The following is a 25,992-nucleotide window of genomic DNA, read 5'->3' as shown; positions in this document are numbered from 1 at the left end:
TTTCCGCGCTTCTAGTTCACCCGGGGCGCCGCCTTGATGGCCATGTACGCATCCTTGATGGGCTCAAAACCATATTTCTCTTCCAGCCGTTTCACGATGAAGTGCCCCCGCGCCATGTCCTGGTAGAAGTGGGTGAACAGCGTATTGATCGTCGCCCCGGTAAAGGCGCCCATCACCGGAACGGCCTGGGCTGCGAACTTGCTGGAAATGGTAAAGCCAAAACGTGTCGCGACTTTATCGATGAGGATCGCCAGCCATTTCCCGGCTTGGCCCGGGGACAAGCTGCTGATGGCCTTGGAGCCCTGCTTGGCGGCGATCCCCGCCAGTTCCTTGGACAGTTGTTGCATGGCCTGGGTGGTGAAGCTGCGGGTCATGTAGTAACCGGTCTCCGTTGCATCGTCGGCCTGGCTGGTGCCACCCATGGCAAACACCTCGATGCAGGCTTGTTTGGTCGAAAAGTCGCCCAGGTCGAAACCCTCGCTGCGCGCCACGTCGGCGACCGCGCGCATCATGATGGTGGTGGAGATCGGCAGCTCGATAAACAGCGCCGCGAAACCGAAGGCCCCGCCGATGGCGCCCGAGGTGGCCGCAAAAGCCTTGTGCAGCCGGGTCGAGGCCGGTTTTCTCGGACTGTTGTCCAGGCTTTTCAGCGCCGCGCCCGCGGATGAATGCAGCGCTGCCGCCACCGCGCCATTGATCCGTTTGGAAACCACCCCCGGCAATGCCTTTACCGCGCTTTCAATCGGGGAGCCGATCATGCCGGACAGCCTGGCCGTCAGGGAGGGTGACTCCAGCAAACCGACGGCCCGCTTGAGATCCTGATAGTCCTCGGGATTGTCTCTGATGCTCACAGGCGTCTCCTTGAAATTTTTCCGGCTTTGATAAAACAAAGACCCGCGAAGAGGGCCATCGTGCCGTCACGCTTTACCCATTCTTTACCTGCGCGGGTGCTGCGTTCGCCGGCGGGTCGGTTAGGCTGCCAGTTACCTTGAACTGAACGGCGGTGTGAATCGAATGAACCTTCAACCTCGGTACTGGCTGGCGGTGAGCGCCCTGGTGGGCAGCCTGGGATTGATTGCGGGGTGTGCGGGCGATCCGCCAAACCCGCGGGCCGAATTCAGCGAGCGGGTCAACAAGGAACTGAGCACCGCGTATCAACCGTCCCATTATGAAACGTCCGGCTGGGGCGCGACCTGGCAGCTCGACAAGCAATCGGTGAACGTTGCGTGGCTGGCACCGGTGATCCATGAGCGCCTGCCGCTGATTATCTACTTGCCGGGTTTGGGTGAGCCGGCCTCGGGCGGGGTGGCGTGGCGCAAGGCTTGGGCGCAGGCCGGTTATGCGGTGCTGTCGGTTCAGGAGCCCGCCCATGATCAGTCGATCTTTGCCTCGCAGCAGGCGTTATATGGCGACTTTCGCGGGATGGCGAGCAGTCATTACTCCGCCGCCGCCCTGCGTGACAGGCTGTCGACCTTGCAGAAAGTCCTGGGCGAAGTTCGGGCACGGGCCGCCAAAGGCGACGCGCAACTGGCGGCCATCGACTGGAACCAGGTGGTGGTGGCCGGCTTTGATTTTGGCGCGCAGACCGCTGAGGCACTCGCCGGGGCGCTGGAGCCCGGGGCCACCCCGGGTGTCGGGATTCAACCCAAGGCGGTGTTGCTGCTCAGCCCTTATGTGGACGCCGATGCCCGGCCGGACGTGTTTGCCCGGATAACGGCGCCCGTGCTGTCGATGACCGGCCAGCAGGATGAAGACCCGTTCAACTGGGTCAGCTCTTACCGTCAGCGAGAGGTGTTGGGCGAGTCGGTGACAGCGGCGGGCAGTGTTCAGCTGGAGTTGAACAGTGCGACGCACAAGACCTTGTCCGGGAGCGAGCTGTTCAGCCGGCCGGCGAAAAGGACCGACAAGGGCAGTGCTTCGTCTGGCGACGCGCCCAAGGGTCGAGGGCACAAGCACGGCGCCAAACCTGGCGGCGGCCCGGTGGCGGGCGAACCGGCGCCGGACCCCAAGCAGGTGGCCGCGATTCAGGCCATGGGTGTGGCGTTCCTGGATAGCCGGGTCAAACACAATCCCGCCGCCACCGAATGGTTGCGACAGGGCGCGTCAACCTGGCTGGGTGAGGCGGGACGGTTGAAGTAATGGCGGCGCTCTTCCCCCCGCCAAGCGTGATGTATAAGTTTCTCAAACGTCATCAACCATCTTTTTCCGGCGTGATACGCTAGCCTTACTTTTGAATTGGCACTGGTCGTTCCCGCGTATACGGCGACAGTGAGGAGTGAACATGTCGAAAATTTCCCACCAGGATCTACGGCGCTCGTTTCGCGAGCTGCTGGCCTCCCAACACTGCTTTCACACCGCCTCGGTGTTCGACCCGATGTCCGCCAGGATCGCTGCAGACCTGGGCTTCGAAGTCGGCATCCTGGGAGGCTCGGTGGCGTCATTACAGGTCCTGGCTGCACCGGACTTCGCGCTGATTACCCTGAGTGAGTTCGTCGAGCAGGCCACCCGCATCGGCCGGGTGGCGCAGCTTCCGGTGATCGCCGACGCCGACCACGGCTACGGAAATGCACTGAACGTGATGCGCACCGTCCAGGAACTGGAGCGTGCTGGCGTCTCGGCGCTGACCATTGAAGATACCCTGCTGCCCGCGCAGTTCGGGCGCAAATCCACCGACCTCATCAGCACGGAAGAGGGCGTGGGCAAGGTCAAGGCGGCCCTGGAGGCCCGGGTCGATCCGCAGCTTTCGATCATCGCCCGGACCAACGCCGCCGTATTGCCGGTGGAAGACGTTATCCATCGCACCAAGGCGTATCAAGAGGCTGGCGCAGACGGCATCTGCATGGTGGGTGTCCGTGACTTCGAGCACCTTGAACAGATCGCCGAAGGCCTGACGGTGCCGTTGATGCTGGTGACCTACGCCAACCCGCATCTCAATGACAACGAACGCCTGGCCAAATTGGGTGTGCGGATTGTGGTCGCCGGCCACGGCGCGTACTTCGCCTCGATCAAGGCCACCTACGACAGCCTTCGCGAACAGCGCAACCTGACGCGCAGCACGTCAAACCTGACCGCCAGCGAACTGACCCACACCTACACGTTCCCCGACACCTACGTGAGCTGGGCCAAAGAGTTCATGGATGTCCAAGAGTGACATGACCCTGCAGGAGCGAGCTTGATCGCTCCTGCAGAAGCTCTAAGCTAATTCCATAAAATTATTTATTTTATTTTTTATAGATCAATATCATCTAACTGAGTTGACCCTTGGAGAGCCGGAGTCCGCGCTGTTCAAGTCTTATCCGCTCAGGAATCTATAAAAATGAACACGCTGAAACTGGCCCGCAACCTCCTCTCGGCCGTGGGCCTCGCTGTCCTCTCCCTAAGCGCTCAATCCGCTGACCTCACCATCGGTTACATCAACGGCATCGACCCGATCAAACGCGCCATCGCCGATGGCGAATATGAAAAAGGTATCGGCCAGCAGATCGATTGGCGCAGATTCGACGCGGGCCCGGCCGTCCTGGCCGCCATGGCTTCCGGTGATGTGCAGATCGGCAACCTGGGTTCCAGCCCGTTGGCCGCGGCGGCTTCGCGAAACATGCCGCTGGTGGCGTTCATTGTCAGCGCGCAGATTCGCAGTTCCGAGGCCCTGGTGGTTCGCGACGGCAGCGGGATCAAGACCCCTGATGACCTGATCGGCAAAACCATCGCCGTGCCCTTTGTGTCGACCTCCCATTACAGCCTGCTGGGTGCGCTGAAGCACTGGAACCTGGACCCGCGCAAAGTCAACATCGTCAACCTGACACCGGCACAAATCACCGCCGCCTGGGCCCGCGGCGATATCGACGGGGCGTTTACCTGGTCGCCTGCCCTGGGTGAAATCCGTAAGACCGGAAAGATCCTCACGGATGCTGCCGAAGTTTCCAACTGGGGCGCCCCGACCTTTGAGGTGTGGGTAGCGCGCAAGGATTTCGCTGAAAAGAATCCGCAGGTCGTTGCCGATTTTGCCAGGGTCAGCCTGGCGGCGATTGCCGATTACGCCGCGCATAAAAAAGACTGGACCGCTGATTCTGCCCCCGTGAAAAGCATCGCCCGACTCACAGGCGCCAACGCTGCGGACATTCCCGAGCTGCTCGAAGGCTCGTCGTTCCCGACGGCCGCCGAACAAAAAAGCGCGCAATACCTCGCCGGTGGCACCGCCAGGGAAATCGGCAAGACCGCCGAATTTCTGAAAGAGCAGGGAAAAATCGAAAAGGTCCTGCCTGACTATTCCGCCTTCGTCAGCGACAAGTTCATCGGAGAATAATCATGGGCCTGACGCTTCATCCCCTTGGCCCTACCATCGGCGCCGAGGTTGAGGGGCTGGATATGGCCCTGCCTCTGACGGATCAACAACACGACTGGGTGGAGCAAGCACTGCTGCAGTACCAGGTGTTGTTCTTCCGTAACCAGGCCATTACCCCCGGGCAGCACGTGGCATTTGCCGCGCGGTTTGGTGATTTGCACCGGCATCCGATTTACCCGCACGTTGACCGGCACCCGGAACTGCTGCTGATCGACACCGCCGTGACCGATGTCCGCGACAACGCCATCTGGCACACCGATGTGACCTTCCTCGCCGCACCGGCGATGGGCTCTGTGTTGGCGGCCAGGCAAGTGCCTGCGTTCGGCGGGGATACGTTGTGGGCCAATGGCGTGGCTGCGTTTGAAGGGTTATCGGCCCCCGTCAGGCAACTGCTCGACGGCCTGACCGCCACCCACGAATTGACCAAATCATTTCCCACCGAGCGCTTCGGCAGCACGCCCGAAGCATTGGCGCGCTACGAAAAAGCCCGGAAGGATCACCCGCCGCTGTCACACCCAGTGGTCAGGACGCATCCTGCCACCGGGCGCAAGGCGTTGTTTGTGAATGAAGGCTTTACCACGCGGATCAATGAGCTTGAGGCGGCGGAAAGTGATGCGTTGTTGCGGTTATTGTTCAGCCACGTGAGCCGTCCGGAATTCACCGTGCGTTGGCGATGGAAGGCGAATGATGTAGCGTTCTGGGATAACCGCATTACCCAGCATTACGCGATTGATGATTACCGACCGCAAAGGCGGGTGATGCACCGCGCGACGATGTTGGGTGACGTGCCTTTTTGATGGAGGATCGGTCGATGGACTTGCCCTTGGTGATCAACCCTGACGACTATCTGGAAACCGAGTTCGGCAGGGAATTCACGCCTGAACGAAATCGACAGGCATGGCAGCTCGCGTATGCGCGGTTGAGGCAAGAGCTGTCACAGGCGGCAAAGGGCACTCATGTGTACGTGGTCATGGGCGTGCAGGGGGCGGGCAAGTCTCGCTGGGTGGCGGAAAACCTTGAGCGATTGGGGCACGGCGCAATCGTCTTCGATGCTGCTTTGCCGGCGCGGCGTCATCGGCAGGAGCTGCTGTCCATCGCGAGGGACTATGCAGTCCCGGTGATCGGCATCCTGGTGAGCGCACCGCTGGAGCTGGCGCTGGCGCGAAATGCCCAACGCAATGCTGACAAAAAGGTGCCGGAGGACGCGCTGAAAAGCGTGTTCAGCATGCTCGAGCCACCCAGTGAAGACGAAGGATTCGTGTGGGTGCAAACCATTGAACAGCAGGCGCCGCTGCCCACAACCCTGCAAACTGACCGGATGACCCTGGTTGCGCCTGATGTGGCGCTCGCTGAAAAACTCGCCGATGCCTTGAACGCCAGCTACGCACTGCACCGCCGGTTTCTCGTATGGAGCAAGCCGCACTGGACGCGGGAGGACACGCAGGAAAGCCTGCAGCGCGCGGCAAAAGACTTCGATGCGCCTGTCGGGGAGAAACGGTATTTCCTGTTATCTCGCGACGATCCCCAGGCATTGGTGGGCTGTATCGGCCTGCTGCCGCTGGCCGATGAGATTCACAGCTACGAAGTTGGCTATTGGGGCAATCAGGCACACGCCGGTCATGGGCTGATGAGGGAGGCATTGACCGCTCTGGTTTCGCAGTTGAGCGGGCACACACTGCGCCTGACCACTTCTTCGGCGAACATATCCAGTCAACGACTGGCTGAGGCAACGGGGTTTGAATGGGTGGAAACCCTTCAAGGCGCGCGGCGCTGCGAGTACTTTGGCGTACGCGATACGCTGGTTTACCGCCGGACCGCGCGCTGACCCTAAAGGTACTCACACTCCCCACGCAGCAGCGAAAGCTGAACCAGGTCTTGATGAGCTGCGTTCCAGTAACCCGCCTGCCTCAACGTTCCTTCACGCACGAACCCGGCTTTCTCAAGCAGGTTCAGTGACCGGGCGTTGTCAGGATGGACCAGCGCCTCGATCCTGTTGAGTTCCATGTGCTGGAACGCCCATCGAAGGGCGGCGTAAACCGCCTCCTTCATGAGCCCCTGTCCCTGTGCCGATTGCGCCATCTCAAACCCGATGGCACAACTGCGCCACATACGATTCCATTTGAAGAAACCACAGGTGCCGATCAGCGCTGCCGTGGCTATGTCTTCAATCCCCCAGCGAATCCCCGGATTGGGTGAGGTGCGCCAACTGGCAAACAGCTCGATCAGTTGCTCCGCTTGATGAGGCTCGGTAATTGGGTCAGCACCGAACCACTTCATTGCTTCAGCGTCGCTATGAATCGCAAACAACCCCACCGCATCCTCCTGTGTAAGTTCTCTGAGGGTCAGGCGTTCGGTTTTGAGAGTCGGAAAATCGGACACTGCGGGCGTCACCTTTTAGAAAAACGATTCGCTAAGGTGTGTCGTGCGGAATAAAAAATCAATCTGTTCAGTGGTGACGCAGGGCGTCACGGGATACGAACACACGCTCCTGATCAACTGGGATCAACTGTGGGAGCTGTCGAGCCCCAGCGAGGCTGCGATGCAGGCGCCGCAGTCTGGCAGGTACGGCGCGGTGATCCCATCGCAGCCTCGCTGGGGCTCGACAGCTCCCACATTGGTCTCAGCACTCACTCCTCGCGTTTGACCACCAACGTCAAGATGTCATAACTGGCCACCAGCTCACCCAGCTGGTTGGTCACCTCCACATCCCACGCCACCACGCCTTGCGGAATGCCCTGGGGGCTCTTCTTGCCTTGGTCGATCTTGCGCTTGCAGGTCAGCCGCGCCTGGATGGTGTCGCCAATGCCCACCGGGTTGATAAACCGCAGGGTGTCCAGCCCGTAGTTCGCCAGCACCGGCCCCGGTGCCGGAGACACAAACAGCCCGGCCGCCGCCGACAGCACAAAGTAACCATGGGCAATGCGTTTGCCGAATTGCGATTCCTTGGCGGCGATGTCATCGAAGTGCATGTAGAAGTGATCGCCCGACAGGCAGCCGAAGTTCACCAGGTCGGCCTCGGTGACGGTGCGGCGGTGGGTCAGCAGCGATTCGCCAATCTGCAGGTCCTGGAAGAAGCGGCGGAACGGGTGCACTTCGGTCTCGATGACCTTGGCGCCGCGTACGTACTCGCCGGTGACCGCCGCCAGCATGGTCGGTGAGCCCTGTACGGCTGCGCGTTGCAGGTAGTGTTTCACGGCGCGCAAGCCGCCGAGTTCTTCGCCGCCACCGGCGCGGCCCGGGCCGCCGTGCTTGAGTTGCGGCAGGGGCGAGCCGTGGCCGGTGGATTCGGCGGCGGATTCGCGGTCGAGCACCAGCAGGCGGCCGTGCCACGCGGCAGCCACCGGGATGGCTTTGGCAGCGATCTGCGGGTCTTTGGTGATCAGGCTCGCGACGAGGCTGCCTTTGCCGCGTGCGGCCAGGGCCAGGGCTTCGTCGAGGTCGTCGTAGGCCATCAGCGTGCTGACCGGGCCGAAGGCCTCGATGTCGTGGGCGCCGCCTTCCGCATGCGGGTCGCGGGCTTGCAGCAGGGTCGGGGCGAAGAACGCGCCCTGGCTGACGTTTTCACCGCGGGGTTCAAAGCCGTCGCGGGCGCCGAACAGCATATCGCTGCTCTGCAGCAGGCTTTCCAGGCGTTCGGCCACGTCTTTCTGCTGGTCGTGGGAGGCCAGTGCGCCCATGCGCACGCCTTCCACCGACGGGTCGCCCACCACAACTTTTTTCAGGCGGTCCCGCAGGCGGGTGGCGACGGTGTCGATATGTTTGGCCGGCACGATGGCGCGGCGAATGGCGGTGCATTTCTGCCCGGCCTTGGTGGTCATTTCCCGGGCGACTTCCTTGATGAACAGCTCGAACTCTTCGTCGTCCGGGCTTACGTCCGGGGCGAGGATCGCGCAGTTCAGCGAGTCGGCCTCGGCGTTGAACGGCACCGAGTTGCGGATCAGGTTCGGGTTGACCCGCAGCTTGGCGGCGGTGTCGGCGGAGCCGGTGAAGGTCACCACGTCCTGGCCTTGCAGGCGGTCGAGCAGGTCGCCGGTGCTGCCGATCACCAGTTGCAGGCTGCCGGGTGGCAGCAGGCCGGATTCGTCCATCAGGCGCACCACGGCTTCGGTCAGGTAGCTGGTGGCGCTGGCCGGCTTGACGATGCATGGCATGCCCGCCAGGAAACTCGGGGCGAATTTTTCCAGCATGCCCCAGATCGGGAAGTTGAACGCGTTGATGTGCACCACCAGGCCGCCACGAGGCACCAGGATATGGGTGCCGGCAAAGCTGCCGAGCTTGCTCAGCTGCATCGCCGGGCCTTCGTGGACGATATTGCCCGACGGCAATTCCCGCGAGCCCAGGCTGGCGTAGGTGAACAGCGTGCTGTTGCCGCCTTCGATATCGATCCAGCTGTCGGCACGGGTCGCGCCGCTGTGGTGGGAGAGGGCGTAGAGCTGTTCCTTGCGCTCGCTCAGGTACAGCGCGATGGCCTTGAGGCGCTGGGCCCGCTGCTGGAAATCCAGGGCCATCAGCCCGCTGACACCCTGGCGGCGCCCGTGTTCGATGGCTTCGGCGAAGTCCGGGCGCTCCTCGTGAGTGCGTGCCAGCTCGTGGCCGTCAATGGCGCTGCGCAGCACCTGGGCGCCGTGTTGGCCGATCCAGCGGCCAGCGATAAAACTTTGCAGGGTAGGGGCGTGAGACATCACGATTCCTCCGGGTTGGAAAATGAGAGTTAGTGTTTGCTGGCGCCTGCGGCACCAATGCCGGTCATGGAGCGAATGAACTGCGCCAGGTAACGCCCGCGTTCAACGGCAGCGCGGGGCGAGCGGTCGGTGACGGAAAAGACCCAGGCGCTGAAAAACGCCAGGCTCATGGAAAACAGGGCAGGGTTGGAATAGGGGAACAGCGCCTTGTCGTAATGCAGTACGTTGACCCACACCGCCGGGCTCAGCACCAGCAGCACGATGGCCGAGACCAGTCCCGCCAGGCTGCCGGTCACCGCGCCACGGGTGGTCAGGCCCTTCCAGTACATCGAGAGGAACAGCACCGGGAAATTCACCGAGGCGGCGATCGCCAATACCAGGCCGGAAAGGAATGCAATGTTCTGCGACTCAAACAGCAGGCCGAGGATGATCGCCAGCACGCCGATGCACAGCGTGGCGATGCGCGACACGCGGATTTCCTGCTGCTCGCTGGCCTGGCCCTTGCGGATCACGCAGGCATACAGGTCGTGGGACACCGCCGACGCGCCGGACAACGCCAGCCCGGCGACCACGGCCAGGATGGTCGCGAAGGCCACCGCCGAAATGAACCCGAGGAACAGGTTGCCGCCCACGGCCTGTGCCAGGTGCACAGCGATCATGTTGCCGCCGCCGATGATCGCGCCGTTGGCATCCCGGAAGCTTGGGTCAGTACCCACCATGACGATGGCGCCGAAGCCGACGATGATCAGCAGCAGGTAGAAGTAGCCAATGAAACCGGTGGCGTAGAACACGCTCTTGCGCGCTTCCTTGGCGTCGCTGACGGTAAAGAAGCGCATCAGGATATGCGGCAACCCGGCGGTGCCGAACATCATGCCCAGCCCCAGGGAAATCGCATCGATCGGGTTCGACAGCAAGCCACCCGGCGCCATGATCGCGCTGCCCTTGGCGTGCACGGCGGTGGCCCCGGCGAACATCGCCTCGGTGCTGAAACCAAAGTGCTTGAGCACCATGAACGCCATGAAGGTGGTGCCGAACAGCAACATCACCGCCTTGATGATCTGCACCCAGGTGGTGGCGAGCATGCCGCCGAAGGTCACGTAGAACACCATCAGCACGCCCACCAGCATCACCGCGTACAGGTAGTCGATGCCGAACAGCAGCTCGATCAGCTTGCCGGCGCCCACCATCTGCGCCACCAGGTACATCAGCGCCACGGTCAGGGTGCCGAAGGCCGAGGTCAGGCGCACCGGGGTCTGCTCCAGACGGTAGGACACCACATCGGCAAACGTGTACTTGCCCAGGTTGCGCAGGCGCTCGGCGATCAGGAACAGGATGATCGGCCAGCCGGCCAACACGCCCAGGGCGTAGAGCAGGCCGTCATAACCGTTGAGGAACATCATCGCCGAGATGCCGAGGAATGACGCCGCCGAGATCATGTCGCCGGCAATCGCCAGGCCATTCTGGAAGCCGCTCATGCCGCCGCCGGCGGTGTAGAAGTCGCTGGCGGAACGGGTGCGCAGGGCGGCCCAGCGAGTCACGCCGAGGGTGAACAGCACGAACACCAGGAACATGCCGATGGCGTTCCAGTTCAGTGGCCGGGATGCGCCGTCGGCGGCGACTGCAAGGTCCGTGGCCAATGCCAGCGGCAGGAGAAACCACGCTACCAGCCGGCTCATGCTGTGCACTCCTGCTTGAGCTTGTCGTTCAGCGGGTCGATCACGTGGTTGGCGCGGTACACATAAAAGCCGGTCAGCGCGAACGCCAGCAGCACAATCACCACACCCACCAGCATGCCCACGGTGGTCACGCCGCCGCTCAACGACTGCCCGAGGGTAGCCGGGGAGAACGCCACCAACAGCACAAACCCGAAATAGATCACCAGCATGATCAGCGACAGCGACCAGTACAGGTTCTGTTTGCGGCGTACCAACTGGATGAAATCGGGATGTCGACGGATGCGCTCGATATCGTCGGGGGTCATGGTGGTGTGCTCCTTTTTATTGTTGTTGTGGTTAAACCTGCGTCCTGTAGGAGCGAGCTTGCTCGCGAAAAACCTGAGGGCGCCGCGTTGATTCAGGCTATCCGCGTCATCGTTAACGATCTTCGCGAGCAAGCTCGCTCCTACAGGGGAGCGGTGTGTCCTTAAAGCTGATCGAAATCCAGCACCACCTTGTCGCTGACCGGGAATGCCTGGCACGACAGCACATAGCCGGCGGCCACTTCGTAGTCTTCGAGGGCGTGGTTGCTGTCCATCTCCACTTCGCCTTCGATGACTTTGCATTTGCAGGTGGAGCACACGCCGGCCTTGCACGAATACGGCAGCTCGGCGCCCTGGGCATTGCCCGCGTCGAGGATGCTCTGAGTGTTGCGGGGCAGGTCGAAGGCGAGGGCGCGGCCATCGCTGATCACCGTGATCTGGCTGACCGCCGCATCCACTTGCCGCGCCGCTTCGCGGGCCTCGCGCTTGTGCTGGCTGCCGGCGGCGGCGAACAGTTCGAAATGGATGCGCTCCGGCGCCATGCCCTTGGCCTTGAGGCTGTCGCGCACGGTCTCGGTCATCTCCTGCGGGCCGCAGATAAAGGCCGCGTCGAGGGCTTTTACGTCGAGCCAGCGGGAGAACAGTTGCTCGCACTTCTCGGCGTTAATGCGGCCGTTGTAGAGGTCGACATCCTGCTGCTCGCGGCTGAACACGAAGATCAGGTTCAGGCGCTGCAGGTAGCGGTTCTTCAGGTCTTCCAGCTGTTCGCGAAACAGTGCACCGGAGCTGGAACGGTTGCCGTACAGCAGCGTCACGCGGCTGTGGGGCTCGGCTTGCAGGGTGGTCTTGATGATCGACAGGATCGGCGTGATACCGCTGCCGGCCGCCACTGCCAGGTAATGGCCGTGGCGAGCGGGATCAAGGTCCACATGAAAATGCCCGGCGGGCGGCATCACTTCCAGGCTGTGCCCGGCCTTGAGCTGCTCATTGGCAAAGGCGGAGAACCGTCCACCGGCCACGCGCTTGATGGCGATGCGCAGTTCACCGTCATTGACCCCGGTGCAGATCGAATAGGAACGGCGCACTTCCTCGCCATCCAGCTGGGTGCGCATCACCAGGTGCTGGCCCTGGGTGAAGTGGAAGCTGTCTTGCAGATGCTGCGGAATCTCGAAGGCGATGGACACCGCGTCACGGGTCTCGTTGCGCACATCCTTGATGGTCAGGCTGTGAAATTTGCTCATTGTTGTTCTCCAACCAAGCGGGCCGCTGGCCCCTCAGATGCACTTGAAATAGTCGAACGGTTCCAGGCAATCGCGGCAGCGGTACAGCGCCTTGCAGGCGGTGGAGCCGAATTCGCTGAGCACTTCGGTGTGGGTGCTGCCGCATTGCGGGCAGGCAATCACCGGGCTTTCTCCCAGCAGGCTGCGTTTGCTGCTACTGCCTTGGGGCGGTGCGATGCCGTAGGCCCGCAGGCGTTCGCGGCCGCTGCTGGTGATCCAGTCGGTGGTCCAGGCCGGGGTCAGCTTGCGTTCCAGTTGCGGCGCGCGGAAACCTGCCAGCTCCAATGCATCGCGGATGTCGCCCTCGATCACTTCGGTGGCGGGGCAGCCGGAGTAGGTCGGCGTGACCACCACATGCAAGTGGCCGGCCTGCCAGTCCAGGTCGCGCACTATGCCCAGGTCGACCACGCTCACCACCGGCACTTCCGGGTCCATGACCTGCGCCAGGGTGGCCCACGCGGCAGCCAGGTCGGTGGGTTGCGCCGGGCGTGCGCCCTGGTCGCTGGCGATCAGCTCACCAGGTTGCATCGGGGTACGCTCGGGGCAAAAACTGCATTTCCGCCAACAAAATTCCCAGGTGCTCGCTGTGCAAACCGCGGCGTGCATCCAGGTAGAAATAGCTCGCAGCAGGCGGCAGGGGCAGGGTGGCGCTGGTAAAGATTTCGCTGACCTGGGTCTGCCACGCTGCGGCAACCTGAGCGGCGTCCGGCGTAATGCCGGCGGCGTGCAGGCGCTGTTCACTGTCGTCGGCGCTGGTCAGTTCCACGGTGAACCGCCACAGCTCGGGGATCGCCGCGAGCATGCGTTTATGGCTTTCCTCGGTGCCGTCTCCCAGGCGCTCCACCCACTCGCCGGAGCGGCGCAGGTGATAGGTGACTTCCTTCACCGCCTTGGCCGCGATGCCGGCGATGCGTTCGTCGCTGGATTGGGCCAGGCCGCTCAACACCGGCAAGTGCCAGGCGTCATACAGGAATTGCTTGAGGATGGTCACCGCGTAGTCGCCGTTGGGTTGTTCCACCAGCAGCAGGTTGCGATAGGCCCGCTCATCCCGGCGGAAGGCCAGGTGATCGGCGTCGCGCCCGTCGTCCAGCAGCTCGGCGGCGTATTCCAGCCAGTTGCGCGCCTGGCCTACCAGGTCGAGGCCGACGTTCATCAGCGCCAGTTCTTCTTCCAGCGCCGGCGCATGGCCGCACCACTGGCACAGGCGCTGGCCCTGGATCAGGGCGCTGTCGCCGAGGCGCAGCAGGTATTCGATCAGATCGGTTTCAGGGTTCATGGTCGACCTCACATATGCCCGACTTCGGCCGGCAACTCGTAGAAGCTGGCGTGGCGGTAGACCTTGTCATCGGCCGGGTCGAACAGCGGGTCTTTCTCGTCCGGCGACGAGGCGGTGATCAGCGCGGAAGGCACTACCCACAGGCTCACGCCTTCACTGCGGCGGGTGTACAGCTCCCGGGCATTCTCGATGGCCATGGTGGTGTCGGCGGCATGCACGCTGCCCACATGCTTGTGATTCAGGCCGTGCTTGCTGCGCACGAAGACTTCAAACAGGGTCCATTCAGACATAACGGTGACTCCACATCAGGTGGCCGATCAGGCGGCGTTCTTGTTCTGTTTTTTACGGGCGTGGGCGACGGCGGCTTCGCGTACCCAGGCACCGTCTTCAATCGCCTTGCGGCGGGTGGCGACGCGTTCCTGGTTGCACGGACCGTTGCCCTTGAGCACTTCGTAGAACTCGCTCCACTGGATCTCGCCGAAATCGTAATGGCCGCGTTCGGCGTTCCACTTCAGGTCCGGGTCGGGGCAGGTGCAGCCCAGCAGCTCCAGCTGCGGGATGGTCTGGTCGATGAAGCGCTGGCGCAGTTCGTCGTTGCTCTGGCGCTTGATTTTCCAGGCCATGGACTGGGCGCTGTTGGGCGAGTGTTCGTCGCTGGGGCCGAACATCATCAGCGATGGCCACCAGAGGCGGTTGATCGCGTCCTGGACCATGTCTTTTTGCGCCTGGGTGCCCTGGCGCATCATGGTCAGCAGCAGTTCGTAGCCCTGGCGCTGGTGAAAGCTTTCTTCCTTGCAGATGCGCACCATGGCCCGGGAGTAGGGGCCGTAGGAGGTGCGCTGCAGTACCACCTGGTTGACGATGGCGGCGCCGTCTACCAGCCAGCCTACTGCGCCCATGTCGGCCCAGTTCAGGGTGGGGTAGTTGAAGATGCTGGAGTACTTGGCCTTGCCGCTGTGGAGCTTGGCGATTTCTTCGTCGCGGTCGGCGCCCAGGGTTTCCATGGCGCTGTAGAGGTACAGGCCGTGGCCGGCTTCGTCCTGGATCTTGGCCATCAGTTGCAGCTTGCGTTTGAGGGTGGGGGCGCGGGTGACCCAGTTGCCCTCGGGCAGCATGCCGACGATTTCCGAGTGGGCGTGTTGGGAGATCTGGCGGATCAGGGTTTGACGGTAGGCGTCGGGCATCCAGTTCTTGGCTTCGATCTTGATTTCGGCGTCGATTTTTTCCTGGAAGGCGCGTTCCTGGTCGGACATCTCGGAGAGGTCCTTGATGCGCTTTACTCCGGTTTCTACAAGCTGTGCGTACATGGGGGGTCTCCCGCCTGGTGTTTTGTCGTAGGCATGGAGGACTTTATAAGCGATACGGAAATTAATATCAAACACAAAATATGGTGTCGTTATTTGATTTTGTATCGCTTTGTGGGAAGGGAGCAGATATCTGTCGCTACGGTAACGGCGGCATAGGGTTCCCGGTCATCGTGGTAAGCATGGCCAGTAGGCAAAAAACAGGGCCGCTTTATGTGGGAGCGGGCTTGCTCGCGAAGAACCTGAGTGCGCCGCGTTGAATCAGGATGCCCGCGTCATCGTTAACGATCTTCGCGAGCAAGCCCGCTCCCACATTTGAACCGTGTGCGCCTTTGATTTTGCTGGTGCTCTACCCCCACCCCAAAAAACGAGCAAAAAAAAGCCCCGCAAATGCAGGGCCAAAAAGGTGCAGCAGTCATGCCTTAGGGCGACGATCCATCACATGGCAAGCCTTGCCCTCAGACCGCTTGATCGAATGCAGCGGCTGCAAAACGATGCGCGAGCTGATCCCGATATACGTCTTGATGTGCTTGCTCAGTTCGCTGGAGACGGCTTTCTGTTGTTCATCATTGAGGTGCTGATGCTCAGCCTTGAGCTCCACATGCACATCCACACTGTCCAGGTTGCCATTACGATACAGATGTATCTCATAACACTCTGAAAGCTGTTTTATTTTAAGCACCTGCTCCTCGATCTGCGTGGGAAACACATTAACCCCGCGAATGATCAGCATGTCATCACTGCGCCCGGTGATCTTATCGATCCGCCGCATCGGCCGCGCTGTCCCCGGCAGCAACCGCGTCAAATCCCGGGTGCGGTAGCGAATCATCGGCAGCGCCTCCTTGCTCAAGGAGGTAAACACCAGTTCTCCCATCTGCCCGTCCGGCAGCACCTCACCCGTCACCGGGTCGATGATCTCCGGGTAGAAGTGATCCTCCCAAATGGTCGGGCCATCCTTGGTTTCCGCACACTCCATGGCCACCCCAGGCCCCATGATTTCCGACAGCCCGTAAATATCCAGCGCCGTAATCCCCAGTCGCGCCTCGATTGCACTGCGCAGCTCGGCAGTCCACGGCTCGGCCCCAAAGATCCCCAGTCGCAACGCCAGCTTCTGTGGATCAATGCCCTGGCGCTCGATTTCATCGGCAATGTTCAGCATGTACGAGGGCGTGACCATGATGATGTCCGGCTGGAAATCCTTGATCAGTTGCACCTGTTTTTCCGTCTGCCCGCCGGACATCGGAATCACCGTACAACCCAGGCGTTCCGCGCCGTAGTGGGCACCAAGGCCGCCGGTGAACAGCCCGTAGCCATAGGAAATATGCACCTTGTCGCCACGTCGCCCACCGGCCGCGCGGATCGAGCGGGCCACCACGTTGGCCCAGGTGTCGATGTCGTTCTGGGTGTAACCCACCACCGTCGGCTTGCCGGTAGTGCCGCTGGACGCATGCAGGCGCACCACCTCGTTCATCGGCACGGCAAACATGCCGTAGGGGTAACTGTCCCGCAGGTCGCCCTTGGTGGTGAACGGGAACCTGGCCAGGTCGTCCAGGGACTTGATGTCATCCGGGTGCACCCCCAGCGCGTCGAAGCGCTGACGGTACAGCGGCACATTCTGGTAGGCGTGGCGCAGGCTCCAGCGCAAGCGCTCCAGTTGATGGGCGCGCAGTTCGTCGACGCTGGCGGTTTCCAGCGGGTCCAGCACAGGGTTAAGCACGGCGTTTGGAATAGGCATGTTCATGAGTTCACTCGAATTATTTTTGTGTATCAGCCCACCGCACACCGTGGGCTTTGAGTGCATGCCCCAAGGATACCGCTAGGCTCCCCGGGAATCGCGAATCTTTAGTCGGACAGGCGCTCGATGATCAGCGCGATGCCCTGGCCCACGCCGATGCACATGGTGCACAGGGCGTAGCGGCCACCACGTTCCTCCAGTTCATGCAGGGCGGTGGTTACCAGCCGTGCGCCGCTCATCCCCAGTGGATGGCCGAGGGCGATGGCGCCGCCGTTGGGGTTCACCCGTGGGTCGTTGTCCCCCAGGCCCAGCTCGCGCAGCACCGCCAGGCCCTGGGCGGCGAAGGCTTCGTTGAGCTCGATCACGTCCATGTCCGCCAGGCTCAGGTTGGCCAGTTCCAGCACCTTGCGGGTCGCCGGCACCGGGCCGATGCCCATGATGCGCGGTTCCACGCCGGCGGTGGCCATCGCCACCACCCGGCCACGGGCGATCAGGCCGTGACGCTTGGCAACTTCCGCGCTGGCCAGCAGCAGGGCGCAGGCGCCGTCGTTGACCCCGGATGCATTGCCGGCGGTGATGCTGCCACCCTCGCGGAATGGCGTGCCAAGTTTCTGCAGTTGTTCAAGGGTGGTGTCGCCGCGGGGGTGTTCGTCGTGTTCCACCACCTTGGCCGGGCCTTTGCGCTGGGGGATTTCCACCGCGACGATTTCCCTGGCCAGGCGCCCGCTGGCCTGGGCGGCGGCTGCACGTTGCTGGCTGCGCAGGGCAAACGCGTCCTGGTCGGCGCGGGAGATATTGAACTGCTCGGCGACGTTTTCAGCGGTCTCCGGCATCGAGTCGATCCCGAAGGCCTTTTTCATCAGCGGGTTGACGAAGCGCCAGCCAATGGTGGTGTCGTATAGCTGCGCATCGCGGGAAAACGCCTGTTCGGCCTTGCCCATTACCAGCGGTGCCCGGGACATCGATTCCACGCCGCCCACCAGCATCAAGCCAGCCTCGCCACAGCGAATCGCCCGGGCCGCGCTGCCGATGGCGTCCAGCCCCGAGCCGCACAAACGGTTGAGGGTGGTGCCCGGCACGCTCACCGGCAGCCCGGCCAGCAGCGCCGACATGCGCGCCACGTTGCGGTTGTCTTCGCCGGCCTGGTTGGCGCAGCCGTAGATCACATCGTCGACGCTGCTCCAGTCCACTTGCGGGTGGCGGCGCAGCAGTTCGCGCAGCGGCACCGCTCCGAGGTCGTCGGCGCGCACGCTGCTCAAGGCGCCGGCGTAGCGGCCGATCGGGGTGCGGACTGCGTCGATGATCAAGGCGTCATTCATTCGGATTCTCCTGCGCCAGCACCGTGCCGCGCACTTTGTAGGATTTGCCATGGAACAGCGCAATCAGCTGGCCCAGTTGGTTTTCGATACGGACGTCGTAGTTGCCGGTGCGACCCGAGCGGCTTTGCTCGCGGCAATCGGCACTCAAGGTGTCGCCCAGGTGGGCCGGGGCGATGTAGTCGATGCTGCAGCCGAGCGCCACGGTGGCGTCGTTGTAGCTGTTGCAGGCCAGGGCGAATGCCGAGTCCGCCAGCGCAAACAAGTAGCCGCCGTGGCAGGTGCCGTGGCCCTGGATCATGTCGGCGCGCACGCTCATGCCCAGTCGTGCACAACCCGGCGCCACCGAGAGCAGGCGCATGCCCATGCCCTGGCTGGCGGCATCGCGGCTGAACATGGCCTGGGCGCACTGGTTGGCCAGGTTCATGGCTTCATGGTTGGTCATGTGGTGCGCTCCTTTCAGCGGCCCTTGAAGCTTGGGCTGCGTTTTTCCATGAAGGCGGCGACGCCTTCGCGGTAATCCTCGCTGCGCCCGGCCAGGCGTTGCAGGTCGCGCTCCAGCTCCAGCTGTTGGTCAAAACTGTTGCTCAGGCTGGCGTTCAGGCTGCGCTTGATCAGCGCCAGGCCGTAGGTCGGTTGCGTGGCCAGGTGGCGGGCCAGGGTCAGGGCTTCGTTGCGCAATTCGGCGTCGTCCACGCAGCGGTAGATCAGGCCCCATTGCTCGGCCTGCTCGGCGCTCAGGCGGTTGCCCAGCAGGGCCAGCGCCTTGGCGCGGGCCATGCCCACCAGGCGCGGCAGGGTCCAGGTGCCGCCGGAATCGGGGATCAGGCCGATCTTGCAGAAGGCTTGGATGAAGTTCGCCGAGCGTGCTGCCAGCACCAGGTCGCAGGCCAGCGGGATGTTCGCGCCGGCACCGGCCGCCACGCCGTTGACCGCGCAGATCACCGGCAAAGGCAGGTCGCGCAGTTGGCGGATCAGCGGGTTGTAGAACTTCTCGATGGATTCGCCCAGGTCCGGCACCGCGCTGCCGGGTGCCACGTTGCGGTCGCTGAGGTCTTGCCCGGCGCAAAAGCCGCGGCCTTCACCGGTCAGCAGCAGCACGCGCACGTCGGGGTTTTCCTGGACTTGCTTCAACGCTTGCTGGACTTCGCCGTGCATCTGCGTGTTGAAGCTGTTGAGCTGGTCGGGGCGATTGAGGCTGAGCAGGGCGACGCCGGCCTCGATGGAAAACAGGATGTGTTCGAAGTTCATGGTCGTGAGGCCCTCACGGTGCACGCTCGGCGGTCAGCCGGCTCATTATTGGATCGGCGTGGTCAGCCGGTTTTGCCGGAGTATAGCTTTAACGTGATACATAAATGCAACGATAAAATTGATTTGGTGTGTCTTGTTTTGAGTTTGATGAAAATGAACTGCTCGCTGTGCTGGTCGGTAAATACCTGATAAATCCCCTATTTTATTGGCTTTACGTCGATTATCAGCGGCACCGTATCAAGCCACGGCGACACATGATTCAAGCGATACGCTTTTTCAGCTTTGTGCTTGTAAAAATGATGTGATACAAAATAAGCCAAGATCGGCATCGCTTTGCGAATACGCCATAAAAGGAATCCCCATGACTTGCTACAGCCTCGACGGCCTGACCCCGGTGGTCGACCCCACGGCCTACGTCCATCCCTCGGCGGTACTGATCGGCGACGTGATCATCGGCCCCCATTGCTATGTAGGGCCGCTGGCGAGTTTGCGCGGCGACTTCGGGCGCATCGTCCTCGAAGAAGGCGCCAACCTGCAGGACACCTGTGTGATGCACGGCTTCCCGGACAGCGACACGGTGGTCGAGCGCAACGGCCATATCGGCCACGGCGCCGTGCTGCACGGTTGCCGGATCGGCACCGATGCGCTGGTGGGCATGAATGCGGTGGTGATGGACAACGCCCGTATCGGCGCTCGCTCATTCGTCTCGGCGGCGGCGTTCGTCAAAGCCGGTTTCGAGTGCCCTGAGCAGTCGTTGGTGATGGGCGCGCCGGCCAGCGTCAAGCGCAGCCTCAGTGATGAAGAGGTGCACTGGAAACAAACCGGCACCCGTGAATACCAGCGCCTGGCTCAGCGTTGCCTGGAGCAGATGCAGGAATGCGCACCCCTGAGCGCACCGGAAGCTGATCGCCCACGCATCAGCGACAGCGGCCTGCGGCCCAAGGGCAGATGAATCGCCTGCATCCCGACGCCGCTAAAAACGGTATATTTTCTCTTTTTGCCTCGGTACGCCCATGTCGTCACTGACACCCCTGAACCAACTGATTACCCGCTTCCAGGAGCAGACGCCGATTCGCGCCAGTTCCTTGATCATCACCTTGTACGGGGACGCCATCGAACCCCACGGCGGGACGGTGTGGCTGGGCAGCCTGATCCAGTTGCTCGAACCCATCGGCATCAATGAACGGCTGATCCGCACCTCGATCTTCCGCCTGACCAAGGAAGGCTGGCTGACCGCCGAAAAAGTCGGGCGCCGCAGCTACTACAGCCTGACCGGTGCCGGGCGTCGGCGTTTCGACAAGGCCTTCAAGCGGGTCTACAGCTCCAGCGTGCCGGCATGGGATGGTTCATGGTGCCTGGTGATGCTCACGCAGTTGACCCAGGACAAGCGCAAACAAGTGCGTGAAGAGCTGGAGTGGCAAGGTTTTGGTGCGATTGCCCCGACCGTGCTGGCCTGCCCACGCAGCGACCGCGCCGACGTCAACGCCACCTTGCTCGACCTCGGCGCCCAGGAAGACACCATCGTCTTCGAAACCACCGCCCAGGATGTACTGGCCTCCAAGGCCCTGCGGGTGCAGGTGCGCGAGAGCTGGAACATCGAGGAGCTGGCGGCCCATTACAGCGAGTTCATCCAACTGTTCCGACCGCTCTGGCAAGCGCTTCGCGAGCAGGAACAGCTACAGCCTGCGGATTGTTTCCTGGCACGGGTCCTGCTTATCCATGAGTACCGCAAACTGCTGCTGCGCGACCCGCAATTACCCGATGAATTGCTCCCCGGCGATTGGGAAGGCCGCGCCGCCCGCCAGTTGTGCCGCAATATTTACCGGTTGATCTACGCCAAGGCCGAGGAATGGCTGAACAGCGCGCTGGAAACTGCCGACGGCCCGTTGCCGGACGTTGGCGAAAGCTTTTACCGGCGGTTCGGAGGCCTGAAATAAGGAGCGACGCTGTTCAGGAGAACGGGTGGAGTGATGTGGCGTAGAGAATAAAAATAAGCCTGCGTGAGGCCTGAACATGATGTCTTCAATTGCACAGCGCTGTGATGGGTTCGACCAATGGATCCATCAGATCAATCAGATCTGTGGCGCATTCGATGGGCAGATCCTGGGGGATGGTTTTTCCGGGCAGATCCGCGAGTACCAGAGCGGCGCGCTGAAACTCAGCTTTGTCGACGCCTGCCAGGCGCGGCTGTTTCGTACCCCCAGCCAAATCGCGGCGGGCGAGGGCGGCAAGTACTTTGCCGTGTTCCAGCTCGACGGCACGGCCGGCATGGCCCAGGGTGACAGCAAGGCGCTGTTGCGCGCCGGCGACATTACCCTGATCGATGCGGCGCACCCCAGCGACTTCACCTACAGCGAGAATTCGCGGCAGTTGTCGTTGATCCTGCCGTCGTACCTGGTGGAGCAGACCTTGCGTTTCAACCCGGTCAAATGCGGGCACCGGATCGAGGCGACGTCGCCGATGGCGATGCTGTCCCGGCAGCTGATTCTGGAGGCTACCCGGCAAGACAACCTGACCTTGCAGGAAAGCGAGGCGACGCTGGAGGCGATCATCAACCTGCTGCGCCCGGCGATCAGCCAGGCGGGCGAGGGCAGCGACGCCCATGAGCGAGTGTTCCGCAAGACGCTGGAGTGCATTGACCAGCACATTCGCTCCGAAGAGCTGTGCCCCGAGTGGCTGGCGCGGGAGGTGGGGATGTCGGTGCGCGGGCTGTACCGGATCTTTGCCCGCAAGGGCCTGGTGGTGGCACGGTACATCAAGAACCGACGGCTGGATTTGTGTGCTGAATCCCTGCGCCAATCCAGGGTGGAGGAAAAGCTTTCGGTGCTGGGGTACTCGTGGGGGTTTTCGGATTCGAGTTATTTTTCGACGGCGTTCAAGTCACGGTTCGGCATTGCGCCGGGTGAGTACCGCAAACAACACGCCTGATCAGGGGATACGCCGATCAAAAATGTGGGAGCGGGCTTGCTCGCGAATGCGGTGGTTCAGTTGATGCATTGGGTGACTGACACACCGCATTCGCGAGCAAGCCCGCTCCCACATTTGGATCGCGTTTCGTTCAGTTGGGCATTCCATCTTCAATCGCAATCCCTTGCGCCCGCATTTCCTTGATCAAACCCGCCCTTGTGCCCGGCAGATTGAGCATCGCTTTGTGCCGCAATTCAGTGACTTCCTCGGCGCTATAGGGCTTGTAATCCACCGGCGTACTCTTGCCCGCCATCCCGTCCGGGCGCATCAGCCAGTTCAGCAAATCCGCCAGTTGCCCATCGTTCAGCGCCGACTGCGACATCCCCGGCACCCGTACCAAAAACTCCCGCCCGCCTGGCACCTTCAGAAAGTTGCCGACAAACCCGGTCATCCTCGGTGTGTCGTTCGCCGCCGAGCCCATGCCGCTGCCCAGATGGCAGCCGGCACACTGCAGCTGATAGTTGGTCGCCACGCTGTACCCGGCCTGGGCGATCGGCGTTTGCGGCGACTCATTCCCCGGTGCGTGCTTCTGGTTTGGATTGGGAATGGCCCGAGCCTGGGCGAGCGGGGTGGCGAAGACACACATCAAGCTCAGCAAAAACAACGTACGCATGACAAGCCTCTTGCACTGACCTGTGGCGAGGGCGCTTGCTCCCGTTGGGCTGTGCTGCGGCCCCAAGATCTCTGGGAGCGCTTCGCACTCCAACGGGAGCAAGCTCCCTCGCCACAAGGGTGAGTTAAACCGCGACGCCGCGAATGATCGAGACCGTGCAGTGGTAGATGTGGGATTTGGCCGCCAGGCACCAGTTCACATCGTTGTTGTTGAACGGCCGGTACGCCGGTTCCTCACTGTCGTTACGCGTGCACGCGCACTGGGCGCAGCTTTGCTTACCGCAGCAGTCGTTATAGGAAATGATGTAGTCCTTGCCATCCGCCGGGTTGCGGCAGGTGCCGATCCAGGTCACCTGGGACGCCTCGGTGCCCGGTGGGCAGGAGGTCACCGAGCCGCCACAGCAACTGCACAGGAAACCGTCGATGGAGCAGTAGCGCCAGTAGTCGCAACTGTTCGGGTCGCCCGGGTCACCGGCTTTCGGGTTATCGGCAGCCAGCGCCTTGCTGGTGCGGTCCAGGGGCAGCAGCAGGGGCAACGCGGCGCCTGCGACCATCAGCGAACCCATACGGGCCAACAGTTTGCGTCGCGACGTGGTGTCGGCCAGGCGACGGGTCGAGCGCTCGAATAACAGATCCAGCAATTTCATGAGAGTCTCCCTGCCTTAATCAGTGGCTATGGCCGTGGCTGTGGTCGTGGGGCTGCGGCTGGCTGTTGAGGTATTCCTGCAGCGTCGCGCTTTTCAGGTGTTCGACTTCGAACAGGCTGTCCAGGTGCTCGCGGGAATTGACCAGGCCCTTGGCGCGCAAGGTGCCGCTCTTGTCGATCAGCGCGGCATACGGCAGCTTGCCGATCTGGTAGGTCATGCCGACTTCCGGGCCGACCACGTAGGTGACGTCGTCCAGCTTGTGTTCGGTGATCAGCGCGTGCTGGGCTTCCATGTCGCCGTCGCTGATAAACACCACATCGAGTCGGTCAGCCTGTTCCCTGGCGATGGACTTGATCGCCGGCAACAGGGATTTGCAGATCGGGCAGGTGGGCGAGAGGAAGAACAGCAACTGGTTCTTCTCACCGGCATAGCCGAAGTTCACCGGGCGGCCTTTACGGTCGGAAGCGGTGACTTGCGGGGCCGGCTCATTCACCGCCACGCCCTTGTCGACCATCAGTGCGCCGGCCGGGGCGATGCGCCCGTGCAGCACACCAATCTGGCGCACCAGGCCCATCACGGCAAACGCCAGCGCCAGCAGCAGTACCCACAGCAGTATGTTGGAAACAATAAGGCCTTCCATTGATCACCTACCAATCAGTTTGAGCAGAAGAGGGGAGTTCGCCAGCAGGCCATCGGCTGCGGCGTAAATCAGCAGCGTGACGGCGCTGGCGGCGACGGTGACGAAGCCGTCGAAAAAACCCAGGTCACGGGCAATCGGCAGCACGCTGGCCAGCAGGGCCACGGCCACCAGTGCGCCGTTGCGCAACAGCAGGATCGGCCGCAACGGCTGCGCCTGGTCGGGGCCTGCGCAGCCGCAGTCGATGTCCCGGCGGCCGCGCCACAGGTTGATGCCAATGGCGGCGGCGTACAGTGCAATCAGGCCGGCGGCGCCGAGGGCGGCCCAGGAACGGCTGGTCGGCACCAGCAGGGCAAAGGCAATCACCAGTTCCAGCACCGGGATTACCCGGGCGGCGGGGCGAGTCACTGCCTCTGGCAGCAACTGGTAATCGGCCAGTTGCCGGGCGAAGCGTGCCGGTGCGCGCAACTTGTGGGTCGCGGCACTGGCCAGCAACACCGCGATGGCGAGGGCGCTGGCAATGATGAAGATCGGGTCGATATGCATGGCCGAACCTCTTTAGTAGCTCATGATCTGGGTTGCGGTCTTCGCTACCTTGGCCATGCTACCGGTGAGTTTGTTGGTCTTGAGGTCGAAGATCTGCAAGCCGCCTTCGACGTCGGCGCCCAGCAACAGGGGCTTGTCGTCGCCGGTGGCCTGCATGCTCCAGACCGGGGTCGGGGCTTCCAGGGTGGCTATCTTCTTCATGGTCTTGAGGTCATAGGCCCAGATGATGGTGCTCGGGTCTTCCCACTTCATCGGCTCGTGGTTGTCGTGCATCAGCACGTACATGCGGTTGAGCTTTGGTGCCACAGCCATCAACTGCCAGCCACCCGGGGCCCAGCCGGTTTTCTTTTCCGCATCGGTGGTGAGTGACCAGGACGGCAGGATTTTCGGCTCATCGCCGGAGAAATCTACCGGGCGGATGGTGCCGGTGGTGGTGGTGAAGTAGTAGGTGTCGCCCACGTTCACCGCGCGTTCGTTGAGCTTCTCGGCGTTGGGGTCGAAGAAGTGCGTGCGGTTGCGCGAGGTTTCCTGGCCCTGCTCGTTCAGCGTCACCACTTGCAGGCTGCCGTCGCCGCACAGGGAGGCGAAGCGGCGAGTGCCGACCGGGTAATTGAGTACGCAGCCCGGGATCGCGATTTCGGCGGTGACGGAGCGGGACTGGGTGTCGACCACGGTCACGGAGGTGGAGGGTGTGAAGTTGTAGACGTAGACGAAGCGGTCATCGCCGCTGGTCTTCAGCCCATAGCGCTGGGTCAGGGATTCGGCGCGTTTGTTCGGGATCAGCACTTCCCAGGCGGGCGACAGGCTGGAGCTGTCCCAGGCGGTGAGCACATCGGTGCGATCGCCCCGGGTGCCGCGGGAATAGTAGATGTCGGCGCTGTACAGGGTCTTCTGGTCGTGGCTCAGGGCCGAGGGCGCGGCGAAGCCGGTGGGGACCATGCCGAGGACGCGCTTCTTGTCGGGATCTACCACGGTGACGCGGCCGACCACGAAGCTTTCGAATTCGACGTCTACCACGAATGCGCGGTGGGCTTCCGGTGGAAAGGCCAGGGTGGTCTGGCCGATGGTGTCTGGCGGTAAATCCGCCTGGGCGCTGTTCAAGCCGAGTACAAGCAGGCCCAGACCCAGCGCTGACTGTACGTTGATCCTGTTGCTTCGCATTAGGGGCACTCCCTGAATTATTGTGTTTTGCTAATCGCGGGTGCTTTGGCAGATTCTTGCAAGTGGATTCTGCCTTGTGGGGCGATTGCAAGAATTGTTGTGTCTGCCAAGTGGTTGTGTGTCTGTGCCAATGGTTTGGGGTAGGGTGTATATCCGTTATTTTTGTTATGGCAGAAACGGGTTCCGCTCTTGCAGCGGCTCACTTTTGAACAGCCCTGTAGGCGCTGGCTTGCCGGCGATGGTCGTTAACGATGACGT

27 protein-coding genes are annotated in these 25,992 nt (G+C 62.3%); 8 read left to right on the top strand and 19 right to left on the bottom strand.

The window, feature by feature from the left end; translation table 11 throughout:
- Nucleotides 1–11 precede the first annotated feature (11 nt).
- Nucleotides 12–851 carry an EcsC family protein gene (locus HX839_RS26410; RefSeq protein WP_003208925.1) on the bottom strand — a complete coding sequence of 280 codons (840 nt, stop codon included), beginning with the start codon at nt 849–851 and terminating at the stop codon, nt 12–14.
- Between the two features lie 163 nt (nt 852–1,014).
- On the opposite strand from HX839_RS26410, the gene HX839_RS26405 reads away from it, so the two are divergent.
- From HX839_RS26405 to HX839_RS26385, 5 genes are all read left to right on the top strand, one after another.
- Nucleotides 1,015–2,139: an alpha/beta hydrolase gene (locus tag HX839_RS26405; RefSeq protein ID WP_177067945.1), complete on the top strand. Its 1,125-nt coding sequence runs from the start codon at nt 1,015–1,017 to the stop codon at nt 2,137–2,139.
- A 142-nt stretch (nt 2,140–2,281) separates the two neighbouring features.
- Nucleotides 2,282–3,151, top strand: coding sequence for an oxaloacetate decarboxylase (locus tag HX839_RS26400; protein WP_177067944.1), 870 nt, complete (start codon nt 2,282–2,284; stop codon nt 3,149–3,151).
- Nucleotides 3,152–3,316: 165 nt separating this feature from the next.
- Entirely contained in the window at nt 3,317–4,303 is a 987-nt protein-coding gene (gene tauA, locus HX839_RS26395; protein WP_177067943.1) for a taurine ABC transporter substrate-binding protein, read from the top strand.
- A 2-nt stretch (nt 4,304–4,305) separates the two neighbouring features.
- Entirely contained in the window at nt 4,306–5,139 is an 834-nt protein-coding gene (gene tauD / locus HX839_RS26390) for a taurine dioxygenase (protein WP_177067942.1), read from the top strand.
- Between the two features lie 14 nt (nt 5,140–5,153).
- Nucleotides 5,154–6,167, top strand: a complete 1,014-nt coding sequence (locus tag HX839_RS26385) for a GNAT family N-acetyltransferase (protein WP_177067941.1) — start codon at nt 5,154–5,156, stop codon at nt 6,165–6,167.
- Nucleotides 6,168–6,169: 2 nt separating this feature from the next.
- On the opposite strand, the gene HX839_RS26380 is transcribed toward HX839_RS26385, so the two are convergent.
- The 13 genes from HX839_RS26380 to paaG form a co-directional block, all read right to left on the bottom strand.
- A complete protein-coding gene (locus tag HX839_RS26380) occupies nt 6,170–6,721 on the bottom strand; it encodes a GNAT family N-acetyltransferase (protein ID WP_177036940.1) in 552 nt (183 codons plus the stop codon).
- A 248-nt stretch (nt 6,722–6,969) separates the two neighbouring features.
- Nucleotides 6,970–9,024, bottom strand: a complete 2,055-nt coding sequence (gene paaZ / locus HX839_RS26375) for a phenylacetic acid degradation bifunctional protein PaaZ (RefSeq protein ID WP_177067940.1) — start codon at nt 9,022–9,024, stop codon at nt 6,970–6,972.
- Between the two features lie 29 nt (nt 9,025–9,053).
- Nucleotides 9,054–10,700 carry a cation acetate symporter gene (locus HX839_RS26370; protein WP_003208909.1) on the bottom strand — a complete coding sequence of 549 codons (1,647 nt, stop codon included), beginning with the start codon at nt 10,698–10,700 and terminating at the stop codon, nt 9,054–9,056.
- Nucleotides 10,697–11,005 (bottom strand): DUF485 domain-containing protein, encoded by a 309-nt coding sequence (locus tag HX839_RS26365; RefSeq protein WP_003208907.1) that lies wholly within the window; start codon nt 11,003–11,005, stop codon nt 10,697–10,699. The genes HX839_RS26370 and HX839_RS26365 overlap by 4 nt, the downstream gene beginning before the upstream one ends.
- A gap of 161 nt (nt 11,006–11,166) precedes the next feature.
- The gene (gene paaE, locus HX839_RS26360) at nt 11,167–12,243 is read right to left on the bottom strand and encodes a 1,2-phenylacetyl-CoA epoxidase subunit PaaE (protein ID WP_087694290.1); all 1,077 of its coding nucleotides are present in this window, start codon (nt 12,241–12,243) and stop codon (nt 11,167–11,169) included.
- A 33-nt stretch (nt 12,244–12,276) separates the two neighbouring features.
- Nucleotides 12,277–12,810, bottom strand: coding sequence for a 1,2-phenylacetyl-CoA epoxidase subunit PaaD (gene paaD / locus HX839_RS26355; RefSeq protein ID WP_102368708.1), 534 nt, complete (start codon nt 12,808–12,810; stop codon nt 12,277–12,279).
- Nucleotides 12,797–13,558: a 1,2-phenylacetyl-CoA epoxidase subunit PaaC gene (gene paaC / locus HX839_RS26350; protein ID WP_177009349.1), complete on the bottom strand. Its 762-nt coding sequence runs from the start codon at nt 13,556–13,558 to the stop codon at nt 12,797–12,799. The genes paaD and paaC overlap by 14 nt, the downstream gene beginning before the upstream one ends.
- A gap of 8 nt (nt 13,559–13,566) precedes the next feature.
- Entirely contained in the window at nt 13,567–13,848 is a 282-nt protein-coding gene (gene paaB, locus HX839_RS26345) for a 1,2-phenylacetyl-CoA epoxidase subunit PaaB (protein ID WP_003208899.1), read from the bottom strand.
- Nucleotides 13,849–13,875: 27 nt separating this feature from the next.
- A complete protein-coding gene (paaA, locus tag HX839_RS26340; protein ID WP_003208897.1) occupies nt 13,876–14,865 on the bottom strand; it encodes a 1,2-phenylacetyl-CoA epoxidase subunit PaaA in 990 nt (329 codons plus the stop codon).
- Between the two features lie 412 nt (nt 14,866–15,277).
- Nucleotides 15,278–16,603, bottom strand: coding sequence for a phenylacetate--CoA ligase PaaK (gene paaK / locus HX839_RS26335; RefSeq protein ID WP_177067939.1), 1,326 nt, complete (start codon nt 16,601–16,603; stop codon nt 15,278–15,280).
- 101 nt (nt 16,604–16,704) lie between these two features.
- On the bottom strand, nt 16,705–17,916 hold the full coding sequence (gene pcaF / locus HX839_RS26330) for a 3-oxoadipyl-CoA thiolase (protein WP_177067938.1): 1,212 nt from the start codon (nt 17,914–17,916) through the stop codon (nt 16,705–16,707).
- Nucleotides 17,909–18,358, bottom strand: a complete 450-nt coding sequence (gene paaI / locus HX839_RS26325) for a hydroxyphenylacetyl-CoA thioesterase PaaI (RefSeq protein ID WP_008431049.1) — start codon at nt 18,356–18,358, stop codon at nt 17,909–17,911. Before paaI ends, pcaF begins: the two co-directional genes overlap by 8 nt.
- 14 nt (nt 18,359–18,372) lie before the next feature.
- Nucleotides 18,373–19,164: a 2-(1,2-epoxy-1,2-dihydrophenyl)acetyl-CoA isomerase PaaG gene (paaG, locus tag HX839_RS26320; protein WP_003208887.1), complete on the bottom strand. Its 792-nt coding sequence runs from the start codon at nt 19,162–19,164 to the stop codon at nt 18,373–18,375.
- 361 nt (nt 19,165–19,525) lie between these two features.
- Between paaG and paaY the strand changes: the two genes are divergently transcribed.
- The 3 genes from paaY to feaR all read left to right on the top strand — a co-directional run bounded on the left by paaY (nt 19,526) and on the right by feaR (nt 22,092).
- Nucleotides 19,526–20,116, top strand: coding sequence for a phenylacetic acid degradation protein PaaY (gene paaY, locus HX839_RS26315; protein ID WP_003208885.1), 591 nt, complete (start codon nt 19,526–19,528; stop codon nt 20,114–20,116).
- 61 nt (nt 20,117–20,177) lie between these two features.
- Nucleotides 20,178–21,101, top strand: a complete 924-nt coding sequence (gene paaX / locus HX839_RS26310; protein WP_003208883.1) for a phenylacetic acid degradation operon negative regulatory protein PaaX — start codon at nt 20,178–20,180, stop codon at nt 21,099–21,101.
- A 76-nt stretch (nt 21,102–21,177) separates the two neighbouring features.
- On the top strand, nt 21,178–22,092 hold the full coding sequence (feaR, locus tag HX839_RS26305) for a transcriptional regulator FeaR (RefSeq protein WP_003208881.1): 915 nt from the start codon (nt 21,178–21,180) through the stop codon (nt 22,090–22,092).
- A gap of 130 nt (nt 22,093–22,222) precedes the next feature.
- Here the strand turns inward: feaR and HX839_RS26300 are convergent, their stop codons facing one another.
- From HX839_RS26300 to HX839_RS26280, 5 genes are all read right to left on the bottom strand, one after another.
- Complete coding sequence (locus HX839_RS26300; protein WP_087694284.1) at nt 22,223–22,744, bottom strand: cytochrome C; 522 nt, start codon at nt 22,742–22,744, stop codon at nt 22,223–22,225.
- Between the two features lie 124 nt (nt 22,745–22,868).
- Entirely contained in the window at nt 22,869–23,390 is a 522-nt protein-coding gene (locus HX839_RS26295) for a methylamine dehydrogenase light chain (protein ID WP_003208877.1), read from the bottom strand.
- A gap of 19 nt (nt 23,391–23,409) precedes the next feature.
- Nucleotides 23,410–24,030: a methylamine dehydrogenase accessory protein MauD gene (gene mauD, locus HX839_RS26290; protein WP_177067937.1), complete on the bottom strand. Its 621-nt coding sequence runs from the start codon at nt 24,028–24,030 to the stop codon at nt 23,410–23,412.
- A gap of 3 nt (nt 24,031–24,033) precedes the next feature.
- Nucleotides 24,034–24,573 (bottom strand): MauE/DoxX family redox-associated membrane protein, encoded by a 540-nt coding sequence (locus HX839_RS26285; protein WP_177067936.1) that lies wholly within the window; start codon nt 24,571–24,573, stop codon nt 24,034–24,036.
- A 12-nt stretch (nt 24,574–24,585) separates the two neighbouring features.
- On the bottom strand, nt 24,586–25,734 hold the full coding sequence (locus HX839_RS26280) for an amine dehydrogenase large subunit (RefSeq protein WP_003208872.1): 1,149 nt from the start codon (nt 25,732–25,734) through the stop codon (nt 24,586–24,588).
- Between the last annotated feature and the right edge of the window lie 258 nt (nt 25,735–25,992).

The organism is Pseudomonas sp. I8001 (assembly GCF_013385345.1).
In the GTDB taxonomy this organism is placed as follows: Bacteria; Pseudomonadota; Gammaproteobacteria; order Pseudomonadales; family Pseudomonadaceae; genus Aquipseudomonas.
Note: the sequence above shows the minus strand (reverse complement) of the source record. Positions and strands in the feature narration are given on the sequence as shown.